14 protein-coding genes are annotated in these 15,301 nt (G+C 63.1%); 7 read left to right on the top strand and 7 right to left on the bottom strand.

The genetic code is table 11. From position 1 onward, the window contains the following. Positions 1–11 precede the first annotated feature (11 nt). From APH34_RS12985 to APH34_RS12970, 4 genes are all read right to left on the bottom strand, one after another. On the bottom strand, positions 12–689 hold the full coding sequence (locus APH34_RS12985) for a DUF3313 domain-containing protein (protein ID WP_054901422.1): 678 nt from the start codon (positions 687–689) through the stop codon (positions 12–14). A gap of 251 nt (positions 690–940) precedes the next feature. Continuing rightward, positions 941–2,236, bottom strand: coding sequence for an FAD-binding oxidoreductase (locus tag APH34_RS12980; RefSeq protein WP_054901421.1), 1,296 nt, complete (start codon positions 2,234–2,236; stop codon positions 941–943). Positions 2,237–2,250: 14 nt separating this feature from the next. Beyond that, entirely contained in the window at positions 2,251–3,339 is a 1,089-nt protein-coding gene (locus tag APH34_RS12975) for a polyamine ABC transporter substrate-binding protein (RefSeq protein WP_054901420.1), read from the bottom strand. A gap of 65 nt (positions 3,340–3,404) precedes the next feature. Beyond that, positions 3,405–4,763, bottom strand: a complete 1,359-nt coding sequence (locus tag APH34_RS12970) for a glutamine synthetase family protein (protein ID WP_054901419.1) — start codon at positions 4,761–4,763, stop codon at positions 3,405–3,407. Between the two features lie 150 nt (positions 4,764–4,913). On the opposite strand from APH34_RS12970, the gene APH34_RS12965 reads away from it, so the two are divergent. Both APH34_RS12965 and APH34_RS12960 read left to right on the top strand, forming a co-directional pair. Beyond that, positions 4,914–5,825, top strand: coding sequence for a helix-turn-helix domain-containing protein (locus APH34_RS12965; RefSeq protein WP_054901418.1), 912 nt, complete (start codon positions 4,914–4,916; stop codon positions 5,823–5,825). 68 nt (positions 5,826–5,893) lie between these two features. Next, positions 5,894–7,801 (top strand): AAA family ATPase, encoded by a 1,908-nt coding sequence (locus APH34_RS12960; RefSeq protein ID WP_054901417.1) that lies wholly within the window; start codon positions 5,894–5,896, stop codon positions 7,799–7,801. A 58-nt stretch (positions 7,802–7,859) separates the two neighbouring features. Here APH34_RS12960 and APH34_RS12955 read toward each other — a convergent pair whose 3' ends face one another. Next, positions 7,860–9,245 carry an aldehyde dehydrogenase family protein gene (locus tag APH34_RS12955; protein WP_054901416.1) on the bottom strand — a complete coding sequence of 462 codons (1,386 nt, stop codon included), beginning with the start codon at positions 9,243–9,245 and terminating at the stop codon, positions 7,860–7,862. 105 nt (positions 9,246–9,350) lie between these two features. Here APH34_RS12955 and APH34_RS12950 point away from each other — a divergent pair, with 105 nt between their 5' ends. The 3 genes from APH34_RS12950 to APH34_RS12940 all read left to right on the top strand — a co-directional run bounded on the left by APH34_RS12950 (position 9,351) and on the right by APH34_RS12940 (position 11,489). Continuing rightward, positions 9,351–10,217: a LysR family transcriptional regulator gene (locus APH34_RS12950; protein ID WP_054901472.1), complete on the top strand. Its 867-nt coding sequence runs from the start codon at positions 9,351–9,353 to the stop codon at positions 10,215–10,217. A gap of 61 nt (positions 10,218–10,278) precedes the next feature. Further along, positions 10,279–10,722, top strand: a complete 444-nt coding sequence (locus APH34_RS12945; protein ID WP_054901415.1) for a hypothetical protein — start codon at positions 10,279–10,281, stop codon at positions 10,720–10,722. 245 nt (positions 10,723–10,967) lie between these two features. Then, positions 10,968–11,489: an acyloxyacyl hydrolase gene (locus tag APH34_RS12940; RefSeq protein WP_054901414.1), complete on the top strand. Its 522-nt coding sequence runs from the start codon at positions 10,968–10,970 to the stop codon at positions 11,487–11,489. 68 nt (positions 11,490–11,557) lie between these two features. Here APH34_RS12940 and APH34_RS12935 read toward each other — a convergent pair whose 3' ends face one another. Next, positions 11,558–12,448 (bottom strand): universal stress protein, encoded by an 891-nt coding sequence (locus APH34_RS12935; RefSeq protein ID WP_054901413.1) that lies wholly within the window; start codon positions 12,446–12,448, stop codon positions 11,558–11,560. Positions 12,449–12,651: 203 nt separating this feature from the next. Between APH34_RS12935 and hisN the strand changes: the two genes are divergently transcribed. Together hisN and APH34_RS12925 are read left to right on the top strand one after the other, a co-directional pair. Beyond that, positions 12,652–13,443 (top strand): histidinol-phosphatase, encoded by a 792-nt coding sequence (gene hisN, locus APH34_RS12930; RefSeq protein ID WP_054901412.1) that lies wholly within the window; start codon positions 12,652–12,654, stop codon positions 13,441–13,443. Positions 13,444–13,572: 129 nt separating this feature from the next. Then, the gene (locus APH34_RS12925; RefSeq protein WP_054901471.1) at positions 13,573–14,304 is read left to right on the top strand and encodes a hypothetical protein; all 732 of its coding nucleotides are present in this window, start codon (positions 13,573–13,575) and stop codon (positions 14,302–14,304) included. Between the two features lie 6 nt (positions 14,305–14,310). Here the strand turns inward: APH34_RS12925 and APH34_RS12920 are convergent, their stop codons facing one another. Then, entirely contained in the window at positions 14,311–15,195 is an 885-nt protein-coding gene (locus APH34_RS12920; RefSeq protein ID WP_054901411.1) for an alpha/beta hydrolase, read from the bottom strand. Positions 15,196–15,301: the final 106 nt, after the last annotated feature.

Genomic DNA, 15,301 nt, shown 5'->3' with positions numbered 1-15,301 from the left:
GCCGAACAGGCTCAGCGGTTTTTCTGCTTCAGTGCCACGAAGCTGGCGCGCATGTCCTTGGCCCAGCCGTCGAGTACGGGCTTGACGTCGTTGAGCGTCAGCTTCTGGGTGTCATTCTCCAGCGCTTTGCCGGTGCCCTTGCGCACGACCTGCGCCAGCACTTTCTGGCTGGCGCCATCGAGGAAGGCGGCTTCCACACCCACGTCCACTTCCTGGTCGCGCCCGCCCATGGCGGTGTTCACGCCTGCCGAAATCAGCGCGATTGGGATCACCTCGTAAGGTTTCAGCCCTTCATTGCTGGTGGATACAGCGGTGATGGCAGGCCGCACCACGATGGTGCCCGGGCCAGGGGCCTTGGCCAGGGTGAGTACACTGCCCATCTCGCGGCGCAGGGCTTCATTGAAGTAGCGGGTGATCTCCTGCAGGGTCTGCGCCGAAATGACCGGCGTCGGTTGCGGCTTGGGGTAGAACTGGCTGGGCTCGATGAAGATCTGGGTGTATTGGTTGGGGTCGACCTTCGGGTCGATCCAGCGCATCACCGGCGCGCCGGAGGGGCTTTCGGCCGGCTGCAGTCGGCTGTAGTCCTTGAGAAAGCCGGAATAGTCTTTCGGGTCTACCCGGTTGCTGGAACAGGCCGCCACTGCGAGCAATGCAGCGCACAGCAGGGTGATGCGAGGCAGTGATTTCATGTTAGGGGCATCCATCAGGAGGGGGCCAGAACAACGCTAGCAGGTGCGCAGCAGTTGGGGGGCTATGCCGTGAAATTTCTGAAGATGCGTGCCAGTAAGAGGTTGAAGGCAGTGAAAGGCAACTTAATGCTGTTTCGAGAAAACATCTAAATAAATGTTATAAATCAACAGCTTACAATGGTTATTTAAAGTTGGTAGTAAGATTGCCGCCGCACGGTTGCCCGCCGACGGCTCGCCTAAGGTGGGCCGGCTTAGCCCAGTACCTCCCGCAATCGGTACCACAACATCCCCAACGCCAGCAGGGGCGAACGCAGCGCCTTGCCGCCCGGGAACGTCAGGTGAGGTACTGCACTGAACACATCCAGCCCCTGGCTGTGGCCCAGCGCAATGCTCTCGGCCAGCAGCTTGGCCGTCCAGTGCGTCACGTTCAGGCCATGCCCGGAATAACCCTGGGCGTAGTAGACGTTCGGGTGCTGGCTCAACCGCCCGACCTGAGGGAAGCGGTTGGCGGTGATGCCGATCATACCGCCCCACTGGTAGTCGATACGCACATCGGCCAGCTGCGGGAACACCTTCACTACTTTGGGGCGCATGTAGGCACTGATGTCCTTGGGGTCCCGCCCTGAATAGTGACAAGCACCGCCGAACAGCAAGCGGCGATCGGCGGTAAGGCGGTAGTAATCCAGGCCGACCTTCTGGTCGCACATCGCCATGTTCTGTGGGATCAGTGCCTGGGCGACAGCCTCGGGCAGTGGCTCGGTAGCCACCACGTAGCTGCCTGCGGGCAGCACCTTGCCGCTCAGCCGTGGTTCCAGTTCATCGAGGTGGGCGTTGCAGCCCAGTACCAGGCTTTGCGCGCGTACCTTGCCGCGTGCGGTGTGCAGGGTCACTGTGGCGCCGTGCTCGATGCGCAGCACCGGGCTCTGCTCGAAGATGCGCACGCCAAGACCGTGGGAGGCACGCGCTTCCCCCTGGACCAGGTCGAGCGGGTGCAGGTGGCCAGAGCCCATGTCCACAAGCCCGCCCGCATACTGGTCGCTGGCAACGATCTGGTGCAACTGCTCCGGGGCCACCAGGCGTGTTTCGTGTGGGTAACCCAGTTCGGCCAACTCGCGCTGTTCATCCTTGAAGGCGGCGAACTGGGCTGGGGTGTTGGCCAGCTCGCAAAACCCCCAGCGCAGGTCGCAGGCAATGCCGTATTGCTCGATGCGCCTGGCCACCAGTGCCACCGAATCGATCCCAGCGTGCTTGAGGTAGCGCACCCCGTCCTGCCCGACATAGCGGGCAAAGCCGCTGACGTCATGGCCGATGCCGCGGATCAGTTGGCCGCCGTTACGTCCGCTGGCGCCCCAGCCGATGCGACGGCCTTCGAGCAGGATCACCGACAGGCCGCGCTCAGCCAGCTCAAGCGCAGTATTGACCCCGGTCAGGCCGCCACCGACCACACAGACATCGGCCGTCAGTTCGCCGTCGAGGCTGGGGTAGGGCGTCGTATGACGCGCGGTGGCAGCGTAATACGATGCGGTGTGTTGGGTATCGAAGGGCATGGCGCGGTCTCGGCTCAGCGGTTGGACTTGATCTTGCTCCAGGAGCGGGTCATGACGCGCATGATCGCCGGGCTCGGCGTGCTGGAAATGTACAGCTTGTCCAGCACCTCCTGGGGTGGGTAGATCTCTGGGTTGTCGACCAGTGCTTTATCCATGTACGCCTTGGCGTCTGGGTTGGCGTTGGCGTAACCCACGGTGGTACTGACCTTGGCAATCACCTTGGGGTCCAGCAGATAGTTGATGAAGGCCAGGGCCTGCTCAGGATTGTTGGCGTCCTTCGGGATGGCCAGCAGGTCGAACCACAGGTTGCTGCCTTCCTTGGGAATGCTGTAGGCCACCTTCACGCCGTTCTTGGCCTCCACCGCGCGGTTGGCGGCCTGGAACACGTCGCCGGAATAGCCGAAGGCCACGCAGATGTCGCCGTTGGCCAGGTCCGACACGTACTTGGAGGAATGGAAGTAAGTGATGTAAGGGCGCAACTCCAGCAGGCGTGCTTCGGCCTTGGCGTAATCGGCCGGCTTTTCGCTGCGCGGGTCCAGGCCCAGGTAGTTGAGCATGGCCGGGAACAGCTCGTCGGGCGAATCCATGAACGCCACGCCGCACTGCTTGAGTTTTTTCAGGTTCTCAGGCTCGAACAGGACCGCCCAGGAATCGATGTGGTCAATGCCCAGCACGGCTTTGACCTTGTCGACGTTGTAGCCGATGCCGTTGGTGCCCCACAGGTACGGCACGGCATATGTGTTACCTGGGTCATTCTGCTCGAGCTGCTTGAGCAGTTTAGGGTCCAGGTGCTTCCAGTTGGGCAGCTTGCTGCGGTCCAGCGGTAGAAACGCCCCGGCCTTGGCCTGGCGGGCAAGGAAGTGGTTGGACGGCACTACCACGTCGTAGCCCGTGCGGCCGGCGAGCAGCTTGCCCTCCAGGGTTTCGTTGGAGTCGAACACGTCATAGATGACCTTGATCCCACTGCTGGCCTGGAAGTCGGCCAGTGTCGTGTCACCGATGTAGTCGGTCCAGTTGTAGACGCTGACCGTAGGCTGGGCCTGGGCGGCCGCACCGAACAGCAGGGTGAATGCTGCAGGAATCAGGGCTTGCAGATGACGCATGTCGACACCTCGTTGGTCTTGTTCTTTCGGTTCGGTGCACAGGGGCGCAGGGCGCCCCCTGGCGATCAGACGCTAAGCAACAGGAACTCGCGTTCCCACGAACTGATCACACGCTTGAAGTTTTCATGCTCGGCACGCTTGACTGCCACATACCCCTGAACGAATTGCTTGCCCAGGTAACGCTGCACGGTTTCGCAGTCTTCCATGTGCTGCAGGGCGTCTTCGATGGTGATCGGCAGGCGCAGGTTGCGTCGTTCGTAGGCTCGGCCCTGTACCGGTGCGCTCGGCTCGATCTTTTCGACCATGCCCAGGTAGCCGCACAGCAGGCTCGCGGCGATGGCCAGGTAAGGGTTGGCATCGGCCCCTGGCAGGCGGTTTTCCACGCGCATCGCATCGGGGCTGGAGGTCGGCACGCGCAGGCCGGCGGTGCGGTTTTCTTCACCCCACTCGACGTTTACCGGTGCCGAGGTGTCCGGCAGGAAGCGGCGGAACGAGTTGACGTTGGGGGCGAACATCGGCAGCAGTTTGGGGATGTACTTCTGCAGGCCGCCGATATGGTGCAGGAACAGCGCGCTCATGCTGCCATCATCGTTGGCGAACACGGGCTTGCCGGTGGCAATGTCGACCACACTCTGATGCAGGTGCATGGCACTGCCCGGCTCATCGGTGATGGGCTTGGCCATGAAGGTGGCGGCCACATTGTGCTTGAGCGCCGCCTCGCGCATGGTGCGTTTGAACACGGTGATCTGGTCGGCCAGGTCCAGCGCGTCGCCATGGCGGAAGTTGATCTCCATCTGCGCTGGGCCGTCTTCATGGATCAGCGTGTCCAGGTCCAGGCCCTGGATCTCGCACCAGTCGTAAACGTCCTCGAACAGCGGGTCAAATTCGTTGGCGGCGTCGATCGAGAACGACTGGCGACCGCTTTCGGCGCGGCCAGAGCGGCCCATCGGCACTTGCAGCGGCAAGTCCGGGTCTTCGCAGCGCTGGGTCAGGTAGAACTCCATCTCCGGCGCGACGATTGGCTGCCAGCCTTTGTCGGCGTACAGCTTGAGCACCTTCTTCAGCACGTTGCGTGGCGACAGCTCGATCGGGTTGCCCTGCTTGTCGAAGGTATCGTGGATGACGATGGCGGTCGGTTCGATGGCCCAGGGAATCTGGTACACCGCCGTGGGGTCGGGGCGGCAGACCATGTCGATGTCGGCGGCATCGAGCAGGCTGTAGTAGATGTCATCGTCGACGTAGTCGCCGGTGACAGTCTGCAGCAGCACGCTCTCGGGCAAGCGCATGCCACGCTCGTGGAGGAACTTGGCGGTCGGGGCGATCTTGCCGCGGGCAATGCCGGTCAGGTCGCTGATCACGCATTCGACTTCGGTGATCCGGTGTTCTTTCAGCCAGGCGGAGAGCTGATCGAAAGGGGCGTTCATACAGACCTCTTGGTTGGGTTTCATGTGCGCGTCGGGTGCCGGTGGCTTCCCAGTTGACGCGCTGGAGACTATCTTGGGCGCAGCCCCCTGGGGCGATCTATCCACTTTCTTCGGCAATCAATGCACCAAAAGAGTGCAATAGGATCCAGCGTGACAACGCCCAATGCCTTGCAGGTTCAGGCTTTCCACACCACCGATGTCTCCGAGCAGGTGCGTGCCTCGCCCGGATGGCAGCAACAGTACCGGCAGATGTCGCCGGGCCATTTCAGTGGCCAGTTGCGTTGCCTGGGGCTCGATGGCGTCGAGGTTTACGAAGAGCGCCTGAACACCCGGGTGGAGCAATTTTTCCGCGCGCCGAGCGGCGCATTGACGTTCTGTTTCGATCGCAGCGAGAACAGCCTCTACCTGCTCAACGAACAAAGCCGCAATATCTGGATCACGCCGGAGAATTACCAGGAAGTGGCGGTGGTGTTCGACCAGGCCTTTCTGGCCCGCCATGGCCTCGATACGCAGCGCCTCGAAGGCCTGTTCATGGTGCCGCTGGGAAGTGGGCAGAACGCGCTGTTCGGCAGTTGGCTCAGCGCCACCCTGACGCGCCTGGGGCAGGCCGATTGCCCGCTGGCGGGGCAGGCGTTGGCCGAGCAGTTGCTGGAAGACTGCCTGTTCATTCTCGACAACGCCTGCCAGCGCCTGCAGGGCGGCGCCCTGGGGCGACGCGGGGAGGAGCGGGGCATCATGCAGCGGGTTAGCGAATGGGCGGCAGACTGCCCGGAAGAAACCCTCAACCTGGTGGAACTGGCGGCGGTTGCCGGTGTTTCCCTGCGTCAGTTGCAAGAGGCTTTCAAGGCTTTTACCGGCATGCCGCCGGCGCAATGGTTGCGCTTGCGCCGGCTCAATGGTGCACGGCGTGACCTGTTGCGTGGCGGGGAAGTGACCATCGCCGAAGTGGCCATGCGCTGGTCGTTCTGGCATCTGGGGCGGTTTTCTGAAAGTTACCGGCAGCTGTTCCGGGAGTTGCCGAGCGAGACCCTCAAGCGTGGCCGGCCGCTTCGCGGGTACTGACAGCACTGGATCCAGCATTCGCTGCGGAAAATTGCTATCGTGCCCAGCAGTTTCCACCCGAGGTTCCAATGTTCTACCTGCCTTTGCCCAGCGACCAGGCCGACCGCCTGGCGAGCACGGCCACTGATTTCTTCCAGACCGCCAGTGTGCTCGAAGCCGCCGCCGTGTTGTTCGTGCAAAACCTGCCGCGCCAACCGGCCAGCGTGTCGGCTGACGCGCAGGAGCGCCGCTTTGCCGAGATCGTACGCATCGCCAACCAAGTCGACGCTGCCGCGCCAGGCCGTTTCCAAGGCCAGGTGGCGCAGCATTTCGACCGCGAGGCATTCGCCATGGGGCTGGGTATGCTCGGGGAGAACGGCGTGGGCTTGCCATCGGCCGAGGTCGATTACCCGACGGATGAATTTCTGGACGCCGAAGGCCAGTGGAACTTCCAGTTCGCCGACAGCTACCGCCAGCGGGTGACCCCGTTGCACCCGGTCTACCTGCCGTCCCTGGCCAGCGACCTGATGCTCAGCGACCAGCAGAACCGCCTGCTGCGCGAGTTTCTTTGCGGGGGCGACGAATCGGTGGCGGTGCAGGGCTTCGCCGGCACTGGCAAGACATTCCTCATCCACCAGTTCGCGCGGTTGCTCGAGCCCCATCGCACCTTGCTGCTGGCCCTCACCGAAGGCCAGCTCAGGGCGCTGCAGGCGCGGGTCAAGGATGCTGCGGCCTACACCGCAATGACCTTCGGCCAGTTGGCCGACGAAATCCTCAACCGCGACCTCACCAGCAACGGCTGGCGCCTGCGTGACCCGTACCGGACCAAGCTTTCGTGGCGCCCACAGGAAGCGCAGGTGGTGCGATGGCTGGCCATTCCTGACATTGGCCCCTTGGCGGCCCGCGATGTGGTCGCCCTGTGCATCAAGGCCGTGCGCAGTTTCTGTCGCAGCGGCGACAGCCAGGTGCAACTGCATCATTTGCCCTGGGCCGGCCCCGGTACCTCACCGTTGGACCAGGAGGTGCTGCTGGAAAAGGCGCGCTTGTACTGGCAAGAGCTGATTCGCCCTTCATCGCGTGAGGTTCAACTGCCGGTACGCGATTACCACCGGGTCAAACTGTTGTCGCTGACCGCCGAGGCCATCGACAACCGCTACACCCATATCATCGTCGACGAGGCGCACGAGCTCTCCGCACCGATGCTCGCGGTGCTCGACCGCAGCCCGCAATCGGTCATTGCGCTGGGCGACGAGTTGCAGAACCTCGATGGCCTGAGCCCGCACCATGGCAGCTTCATCCGCCAGCGCTACATCGACCATTCGTTGCGCGCCGGGCCAGCCATGGACAGCGTGCTCAACCCACTGATCCAGGCCCACCCCGCAGCCATCCAGGCAGCATTCAGCGGCAGCGCCGAGCACTACACACGGGTCAGCTTCTTCGACACGGTCACCGTGCCCCAGCAACCGACGGCATTGATCGTCGATGACGAGTGGGGCTTGTTTGGCTGGTTCCAGCGCCTGACTCACCAGGGGGTGCCGTTCGTGTTGCTGAAAAGTGCGCGTAAGGACTTCGAGCTGTTCGTCGAGGACTGCATCGAGCTGTATCGCCATGGAACCCGGCCGCGCCACCCTATGCTGTTCCGGTACGCCAGCTGGCAGGCATTGGAGCAGGACAAAGGCGACGACAAGGCATTCGTGGCGGTGGCCAACATGCTGCGCAAGGGCTATACCCCGGAGCACTTCGCCAAGGCCAAGAGCCGCTATCGCTGGGACAAGGCGCCGAAACTGTTCCTGGGCCGGGTGCGCGATGTGAAGAACATGGAGTTCGCCCGGGTGATGGTGTCGCCAGAACTGATGGTTGCGCCTGCAGCGGCGGGCAATCGCAATGAGCGGGCGCGCCTGCTGGCGGGGTTGTATACCGCCTGTTCACGGGCGCGGCACGAGTTGATCGTGCCGGGGGGGATGCTGGACTGGGTCAAGGACCAGGTTCGCGATTGAGCTGAGCGGGGCCGCTGGGCGGCCCATGGCCGGCAAGCGCAGCAGCCCCTTCAGTACATCAGTTACGGTCCAGCCACACGGTCTGGGCGTTGGTGAACTCGCGCACCCCAAAGTGCGACAGCTCGCGGCCGAAACCGCTCTTCTTCACTCCACCAAATGCCACACGGGGGTCGGAAGCGCAGTAGCCGTTGATGAACACGCCACCGGTATCCAACGCCGCCGTCATGCGCTCGGCCAAGGCATAGTCGGCGGTGTAGATGGTCGACGCCAGGCCAAACTCGCTGTCGTTGGCCAGTTCCACGGCGTGGTCGGCATCCCGGGCGGTGATGATCGCGGCCACCGGCCCGAACAGCTCCTGCTTGAACGCGGTCATCTGCGGGGTCACGTTGGCGAACACGGTAGGTGCGTAGAAGTTACCCACGCCCTCGATCTTGTTGCCGCCTAGCAGCAGGGTGGCACCTTCGGCGAGGGTCGCCTGGACCTGACCATCGAGCTCGTCACGCAGGTCGTAGCGGGCCATAGGGCCGATGTAGGTGTCGTCCTCCAGCGGGTTGCCGATTTTCAGCTGACGCGTGGCTTCGACGAACTTGTGCGTGAACGCCTCGGCGATGCTTTGCTCGACGATCAGGCGCTTGGCGGCGGCGCAGACCTGCCCGGTGTTCTGGTACCGGCCAATCACTGCGGCCTTGACCGCGGCATCCAGGTCGGCGTCAGCCAGTACGATGAACGGGTCGGAACCGCCCAGCTCGAGCACGCATTTTTTCAATGCAGCACCGGCCTGGGCCCCGATGGCCATGCCAGCGCGCACGCTGCCGGTGAGGGTCACCGCGGCGATGCGTGGGTCATTGATGGCGCGGGTAACCCCTTCAGGGGTCACGTTGAGCACCTCGAACACGCCTTCCGGCACGCCGGCATCCTTGAACAATTCACCCAGCAGGTAAGCGCTGCCCATCACGTTCGGGGCGTGCTTGAGCACGTAGGTGTTGCCGGCCAGGATCGCCGGTACCGCGCCGCGCAGCACCTGCCAGATCGGGAAGTTCCATGGCATCACCGCCAGGATCGGGCCCAGCGGGCGGTATTCGATACGGGCTTTTTCCACCTGGGTCGGCTCAGGGGCGAGCATGGCGGGGCCGTGCTCAGCGTACCAGCGGCACAGGCCCACGCACTTGCTCACTTCACCGCGAGCCTGGCTGACCGGCTTGCCGATTTCGTGGCTGATCATCTGGGCAAAGGCTTCGGCCTTGGCGTCCAGGGCGCTGGCCAGGGCGAGCAGGTATTCGCTGCGCTGACCCAGCGACACCTGGCGCCACTGCCGGTAGCCAAGCTTGGCGCGTTGCAATGCCGCTTCCAGTGCAGCATCGGTGTCATAGGGGTAGCTGCCGATCTGTTCGCCGCTGAAGGGGTCAACGGAAATGGCGTGGGTCAGGCTGCTGATCTCGCTCATGGCGGGGCACTCGTTGTTGTTAATCAGTGAGGCCAGACTAGTGGGCTATGGCTTTAATGAAAACTGAATAATAATGAGCGAAACATTCACGTTTGGAGAATGACTGTGGACCTGGTGCAACTGGAAATCTTCAAGGCCGTGGCAGAGCAGGGCAGTATCAGCGCCGCGGCCCAGCACATCCATCGGGTGCCCTCGAACCTGACCACACGCATCAAGCAGTTGGAAGAGGACCTGGGCGTCGAGCTGTTCATCCGAGAGAAAAGCCGGCTGCGCCTGTCCCCGGCGGGCTGGAATTTCCTTGAATATACCCGGCGCATTCTGGACCTGGTCCACGAAGCGCGGCTGACCGTGGCCGGTGAAGATCCCCAAGGCACCTTCGCCCTCGGTTCGCTGGAGAGCACGGCGGCGGTACGCATCCCCGCGTTGCTGGCCGCCTACAACCAGCGCTACCCCAAGGTTGACCTCGACCTGTCCACCGGGCCTTCGGGGACCATGCTCGAAGGCGTGCTGTCCGGGCGCCTGGTGGCGGCCTTCGTCGATGGTCCGGTGCTGCACCCCACCCTCGAAGGCATACCGGTATTCGAAGAGGAAATGGTCATCATCTCGCCGCTCAACCATGCGCCGGTGGGCCGTGCCCAGGACGTCAACGGCGCGAGCATCTATGCCTTCCGCGCCAACTGTTCGTACCGTCATCATTTCGAGAACTGGTTCGTCCAGGACCAGGCCGTGCCGGGCAAGATCCACGAAATGGAGTCGTACCACGGGATGTTGGCGTGCGTCAGCGCCGGTGCCGGCCTGGCGATGTTGCCGCGCAGCATGCTCGACAACATGCCCGGCTGCAGCACCGTCAGCGCCTGGCCGATGTCAGAGGATTTTCGCTACCTCAAGACCTGGCTGGTGTGGCGCCGCGGCACCGTGTCGCGCAGCCTGAGCATGTTCGTGAAATTGCTCGAAGAGCGGCGCGCGGCCTGAACCTGCCCTGTGCCAGCGCATCCAATGTCAGGTAAGCCATCTCCATAAGGAGGAGCTGACCATGCGTAATCATCACTATGCCTTGGGCGCGACGCTGTTGCTCGCGCTGGCATTACCGTGGACCCTCGCCGCCGCGGCCGACCTTAATGCACCCATCGACATGCAGGCCGTGCAACTGCAGCCCCAGGAACAGAACGGCATCCGCTACCTGCAAGGGGGGATTGGCCAGGATGAGGCCAATGCCCTGCGCAAGACTGCGGGCTATGACCTGCACGTCGAACTGTCAACCGGGCCGGAAGGTAAGTTCCAGAGCGGCGCATCGGTGGACATTCAGAGCGCGCACGGCAAATCGGTGCTCAGCCTGCAGGATGTCGGCCCGTTGCTTTACGTGCAATTGCCACCGGGCCAGTACACCGTCATTGGCCAGGCGGACGGTGCCACCGTGCAGCAGCACGTGACGGTGAACGGCAAGGCGCCTGCCACGGTGAACCTCAACTGGCGTTGACGGGCATGCCTGGGGGCCCAGCGTTCAGGCAAACCGAGCGCTGGAGCCTCCCACAGGCCCAACCTCGCCAGCTCACCAGGGGCGATGAAATTAGCCATTAGTGGCAATTCACTTTCAACTTTCTGATTATCTGGACAATAATCAGAAAAGTATTACCCCGTGTGACCGGCTGGATGCGTCGGTCACCGTAAAAACAAGGGGCCCGAGCCCCCGCTTGCCGTGTTGACCATCAGGAGAAGTCATCAATGAAAACCCGTCTCGCCGCTTCGCTGGCCGCTGCTGTATTGGCCTTCGCCGGGGCCAACCTGGCCCAGGCTGCACAAGTTTCCGGGGCTGTGGGCGCTACCAGCCAGGGCGACATGACCTACCGCATCGGCCTGTCCTTTGACTGGGACAAGAAATGGCTGGAAAGCAGCACCGGTTTCGTGAGTGGCTACTGGGATGCTGGCTATACCTACTGGGAAGGTGGCGATTTCAGCGGTGCCCATTCGCTGTCGTTCAGCCCGGTGTTCACCTATGAATTCAGCGGTTTCACCTACACCCCGTACATCGAGGCAGGTATCGGCCTGGCTGCGTTTTCCAAGACCAAGGTGGGCGACCAGCGTCTGGGCTCTTCGGTCAACTTCGAAGACCGCATCGGTTTCGGCTTGAAACTGCCGGGCGAGCAGAAGGTCGGCATTCGTGCCATCCACTACTCCAACGCCGGCATCAAGCAGCCGAACGACGGCATCGAGTCGTACTCGCTGTTCTACAGCAAGGGCTTCTGACACCCCGTTGACTACCGGCCCCTTCGCGCCGAAGTGCCGCGAGGGGGCCGTGGGCGGCTGGGCGTCACTCAGCTGACGCCTTTGATCGCCAGCACATTGCACAGCGGATGTTCCAGCACATGTGCCGTGGTTCCACCCAGGAAGGTCTGCAGGGCATCATGCCGATGGCTGCCCATCACGATCACATCCACCCGGCTATGGCTGACGAAGTGGGCAATCGCCCGTATCGCCGGGCCTTCGACGAAATGCCTGCGTTCCAGCGCGATCTGATGGTGGTCACCCAGGCGGTTGAACGCCGTGCGCTGGGCCGTGCGCACACTACCGCCAAAACCGGGCATGGTCACCGTGCCGGCACCGAAGTCGGCGATGTGGGTCTTGGCGGCATCGCACACGTGCAACAGATGCAGCTCGGCGTTGCATTGCAGGGCCAAGGCGTGGGCGCTGCAGATCACCTGGTCGTCGAGGTGTTCGCCCGCACCGTGGCAGTTGAGGTCGACCGCCGCCGCGATCTGCCTTGGCAGCGGCAGGCGGATGTCGCTGACCAGGTGCACGGCCACCGGGCTGTCCTTGAGCAGTTGCCAATCCAGCGGCGTGACCAGCAGGCGCTTGAGGACCGGCTCATGTTGCACGTCCTTGACCAGAAGGTCGCAGCCCAGGCGTTCGATGCGCTCGATGACGCTGCCCAACGGGTCGCGGGTCAGCAGCAGTTCGGTGGACACATCCAGGCCGGCATTGCCTAACTGCTCCGCTGCGTCGGCCAGCCATTGACGATTGTCGGCCAGCAGATGCTCACGCTCATGGCCGTCACTCATCAGGCCGAAGGTGTCGACATCGTCGACGAACACGTTGATATCCAGCAGTGCGCCACTGGACTCTGCCAGTGCCGCCGCGCGCTGCAACGCGGGCGTGTAGCGCATTTGCGGGCCGAGCATGACGAACAGACGCTTGAACTGGCTCATCGCACACCTCCACGTGTGGGCAGCCCCCCGGTCAGTGCCAACAGGTCGCTATGTTGAGTCTAGACCCAGTAACGCCCGGGCAGGCTTTTGCCGCAGTGCCAGCGTGCGCTGATCATATCCGGCACTGCGTGTGGGCCGGCGCCCACGGTCGAGTGGGTTGTCAGGTATGATGCCGGCCCCATCATTTGCCCGAGGCTTGGCCCATGACCCTGAATGCTGAACAGATTGGTGAATTTCGCGCGTTTGCCGAGCAGTTGGCCGATGCCGCGGCGGCGGCGATCCAGCCGTATTTTCGCGCCAGCCTGGACGTCGAGGACAAGGGCGGGCGCCTGTACGACCCGGTAACCGTGGCCGACAAAGCCGCCGAAGAGGCGATGCGCGCATTGATCCAGGCTCGGTACCCAGAGCACGGCATCCTGGGGGAGGAGCAGGGCGTTGCACTTGGCACTAGCCCGCTGACCTGGGTATTGGACCCGATCGACGGCACTCGCGCCTTTATCACGGGGTTGCCACTGTGGGGTACCTTGATTGCCCTGAACGATGGCTCGCGCCCGGTACTGGGGGTGATGAACCAGCCCTTCACTGGCGAGCGCTTCGTCGGTACGCCCGAAGGTGCCTGGCGCAGCGGCACCGCGTTGAAAACACGCGCCTGCGCGGACCTGGCTGCGGCCACACTGATGTGCACCACTCCCGACATGTTCGACACCCCGCAGCGCAAGGCAGCCTTCGAAGCCGTTGCCGGCAAGGCGCGGTTGATGCGCTACGGCGGCGACTGCTACGCCTATTGCATGCTGGCGTCAGGGTTTGTCGATGTGATTGTCGAGGCCAGCCTGCAGGCGTATGACGTGCAGGCGCTGATGCCGATCATTGAAGGGGCGGGTGGGGTGATGACCGCCTGGGATGGCAGCTCGGCGCAGAACGGTGGGTGTGTGGTGGCTTGCGGGGACCCGGCGTTGCATGCACAGGTGGTGCAGATGCTGCAACACGCCATGTGACGGTGGGTTGCAGGCACCGGCGCTTGCGCGGCTTACGCCGCCCCATCGCACTTTTTCGCATTTGCGGGCTCTATGCTTGGCCAGGCTGCGCCGATCCCCAGCGCGGCCGCCGACTTCGACCCGGTGCCGATGGTTGCAAGCAAAATTGAAATCCTCCCACGCCTGCTGCTGGCAGGTACGTTGATTTGCCTGGGGGCCTGTACCCAGCAACAGGGCCGCGACATCGTCAGCCAGTTCGGCGACGGCAAGCCCAGCGAGCTGTTCCAGACCAGCGTCGACCGCATGGCGACCCTGGCCATGCGCGACAACCTGCAGAGCTTGTACCTGCTGATGAACAAGCTGTACCTGCGCAACCCTAACCAGTGGAAAATGTCCGGCTACCTCGATGCGGCCACGGCCGAGCGGCAGATCAGGCTGGCCATCGAGCAGCGCCAACCGCTCCCTCAGCTAGGCAACCGCCGCGACCTGGCTGCCTTGAGTTATGCCTTGAGCCCGGCGTTTCGGGGGGACCGGGTCGGTGCCTTCATCTATGCCATCGGCAGCATGCTGATCACCGCGCATGGGGGGCGTAGCGAGTTTTACATGACCGATACCCTCGACCCGTTGTTCATCAACAACGCCGCACGCAACATCGAGAAGGCCACCTGGATGTTGAGCCAGCGCCAGGATGCCAATGGCGTGTTGCTGCTGTTCTCCAACGAGATCTCGGAACAGGCCAGCAACCTGAGTTTTGCGGTGGAGTTCGGCAAGATCGTGGCGCGCCTGGACCTGCTGGCGGAGCTGCTGGATGAGCGCTACCGGCGCATCGGGTTGAACTATGCGCAAAGCCTGTTGCTGATGAACTTCTTGCCGGTGCAATAAGAACGCTCAGAGCAACCCTTCAATCGCCTGCCGGTAACGTTGGCCTGCCAGGCTCATGCTGTTGTTATGGGTGGCCCCTGGCACCAACAGCAGGGTTTTGGGCTGCTGAGCGGCCTCGAACAGCTGCTGGCTGAAACGGGCCGGCACGAAACGGTCGTCCAGGCCGTGTACCAGCAGCAGTGGCAGGCCCACGTCCTTGATTTTGTCCAGCGAGTCGAACTTCTGCGACAGCAGCCAGCGCACCGGTAGCGTGGTATCGGCGACTGCGGCGGCGACATCGCCCAGCGAGGTGAAGGTTGATTCGAGAATCAAGCCCCGGGCCGGTGCGCCATGGCCGTCCTGTTGCGCCTGGCGCGCCAGCTCCGTGGCCAACTCGACTGCCACCGCGCCGCCCAGTGAATGGCCAAAGATCAGGCGCTTGTTGGCGTCCGGCTGCAGTTGGGCGAAGCGCTCCCAGGCAATACGCGCGTCTTCGTAGACTGTGGCCTCGGATGGCAGGTCACCGCGGCTTTGGCCGAAGCCACGGTAATCCACCGCCAGCACCGAATAGCCCATCGCGTGCAGTTGCTGGATGCGGAACAGCTGGCCGGTGAGGTTCCAGCGTACGCCGTGCAGGTAGAGGATGGCGGGGGCGTCGGCGCGTTTGGCCGGCCACCACCAGGCATGCAGGCTCTGGTTTTCGGTGAAAGTGCGTGGGCACAGGTCAAGTTCCTGCACGTCACTGGGCAGGCCGTGGAACCAGCTCGCCTGGCCAGGTTCGATGCGAAACACCAGCTCGCGCTCCTTGTGCTGCAGCACGGCGCAACCGGCGGGGAGGCCGATGATCAGCAGGGTAGTGCACAGCCAGGTGAGCCAGCGGCGACGAAGGTGAGAGAGCAGTAGGGTTGGCATGCGGCTTTTTTAGCAGATGTGCTGGCCTTGATGTCGGAAATATTACCGAACGGAGCAAGTGCTTGATTGCAAGCTGTTTCCAGGCGGTGTCCGGTAATCGCGCAGC

The sequence above is a fragment of the Pseudomonas sp. NBRC 111131 genome, assembly GCF_001320525.1.
Classification (GTDB): Bacteria; Pseudomonadota; Gammaproteobacteria; order Pseudomonadales; family Pseudomonadaceae; genus Aquipseudomonas; species Aquipseudomonas ceruminis.
Note: the sequence above shows the minus strand (reverse complement) of the source record. Positions and strands in the feature narration are given on the sequence as shown.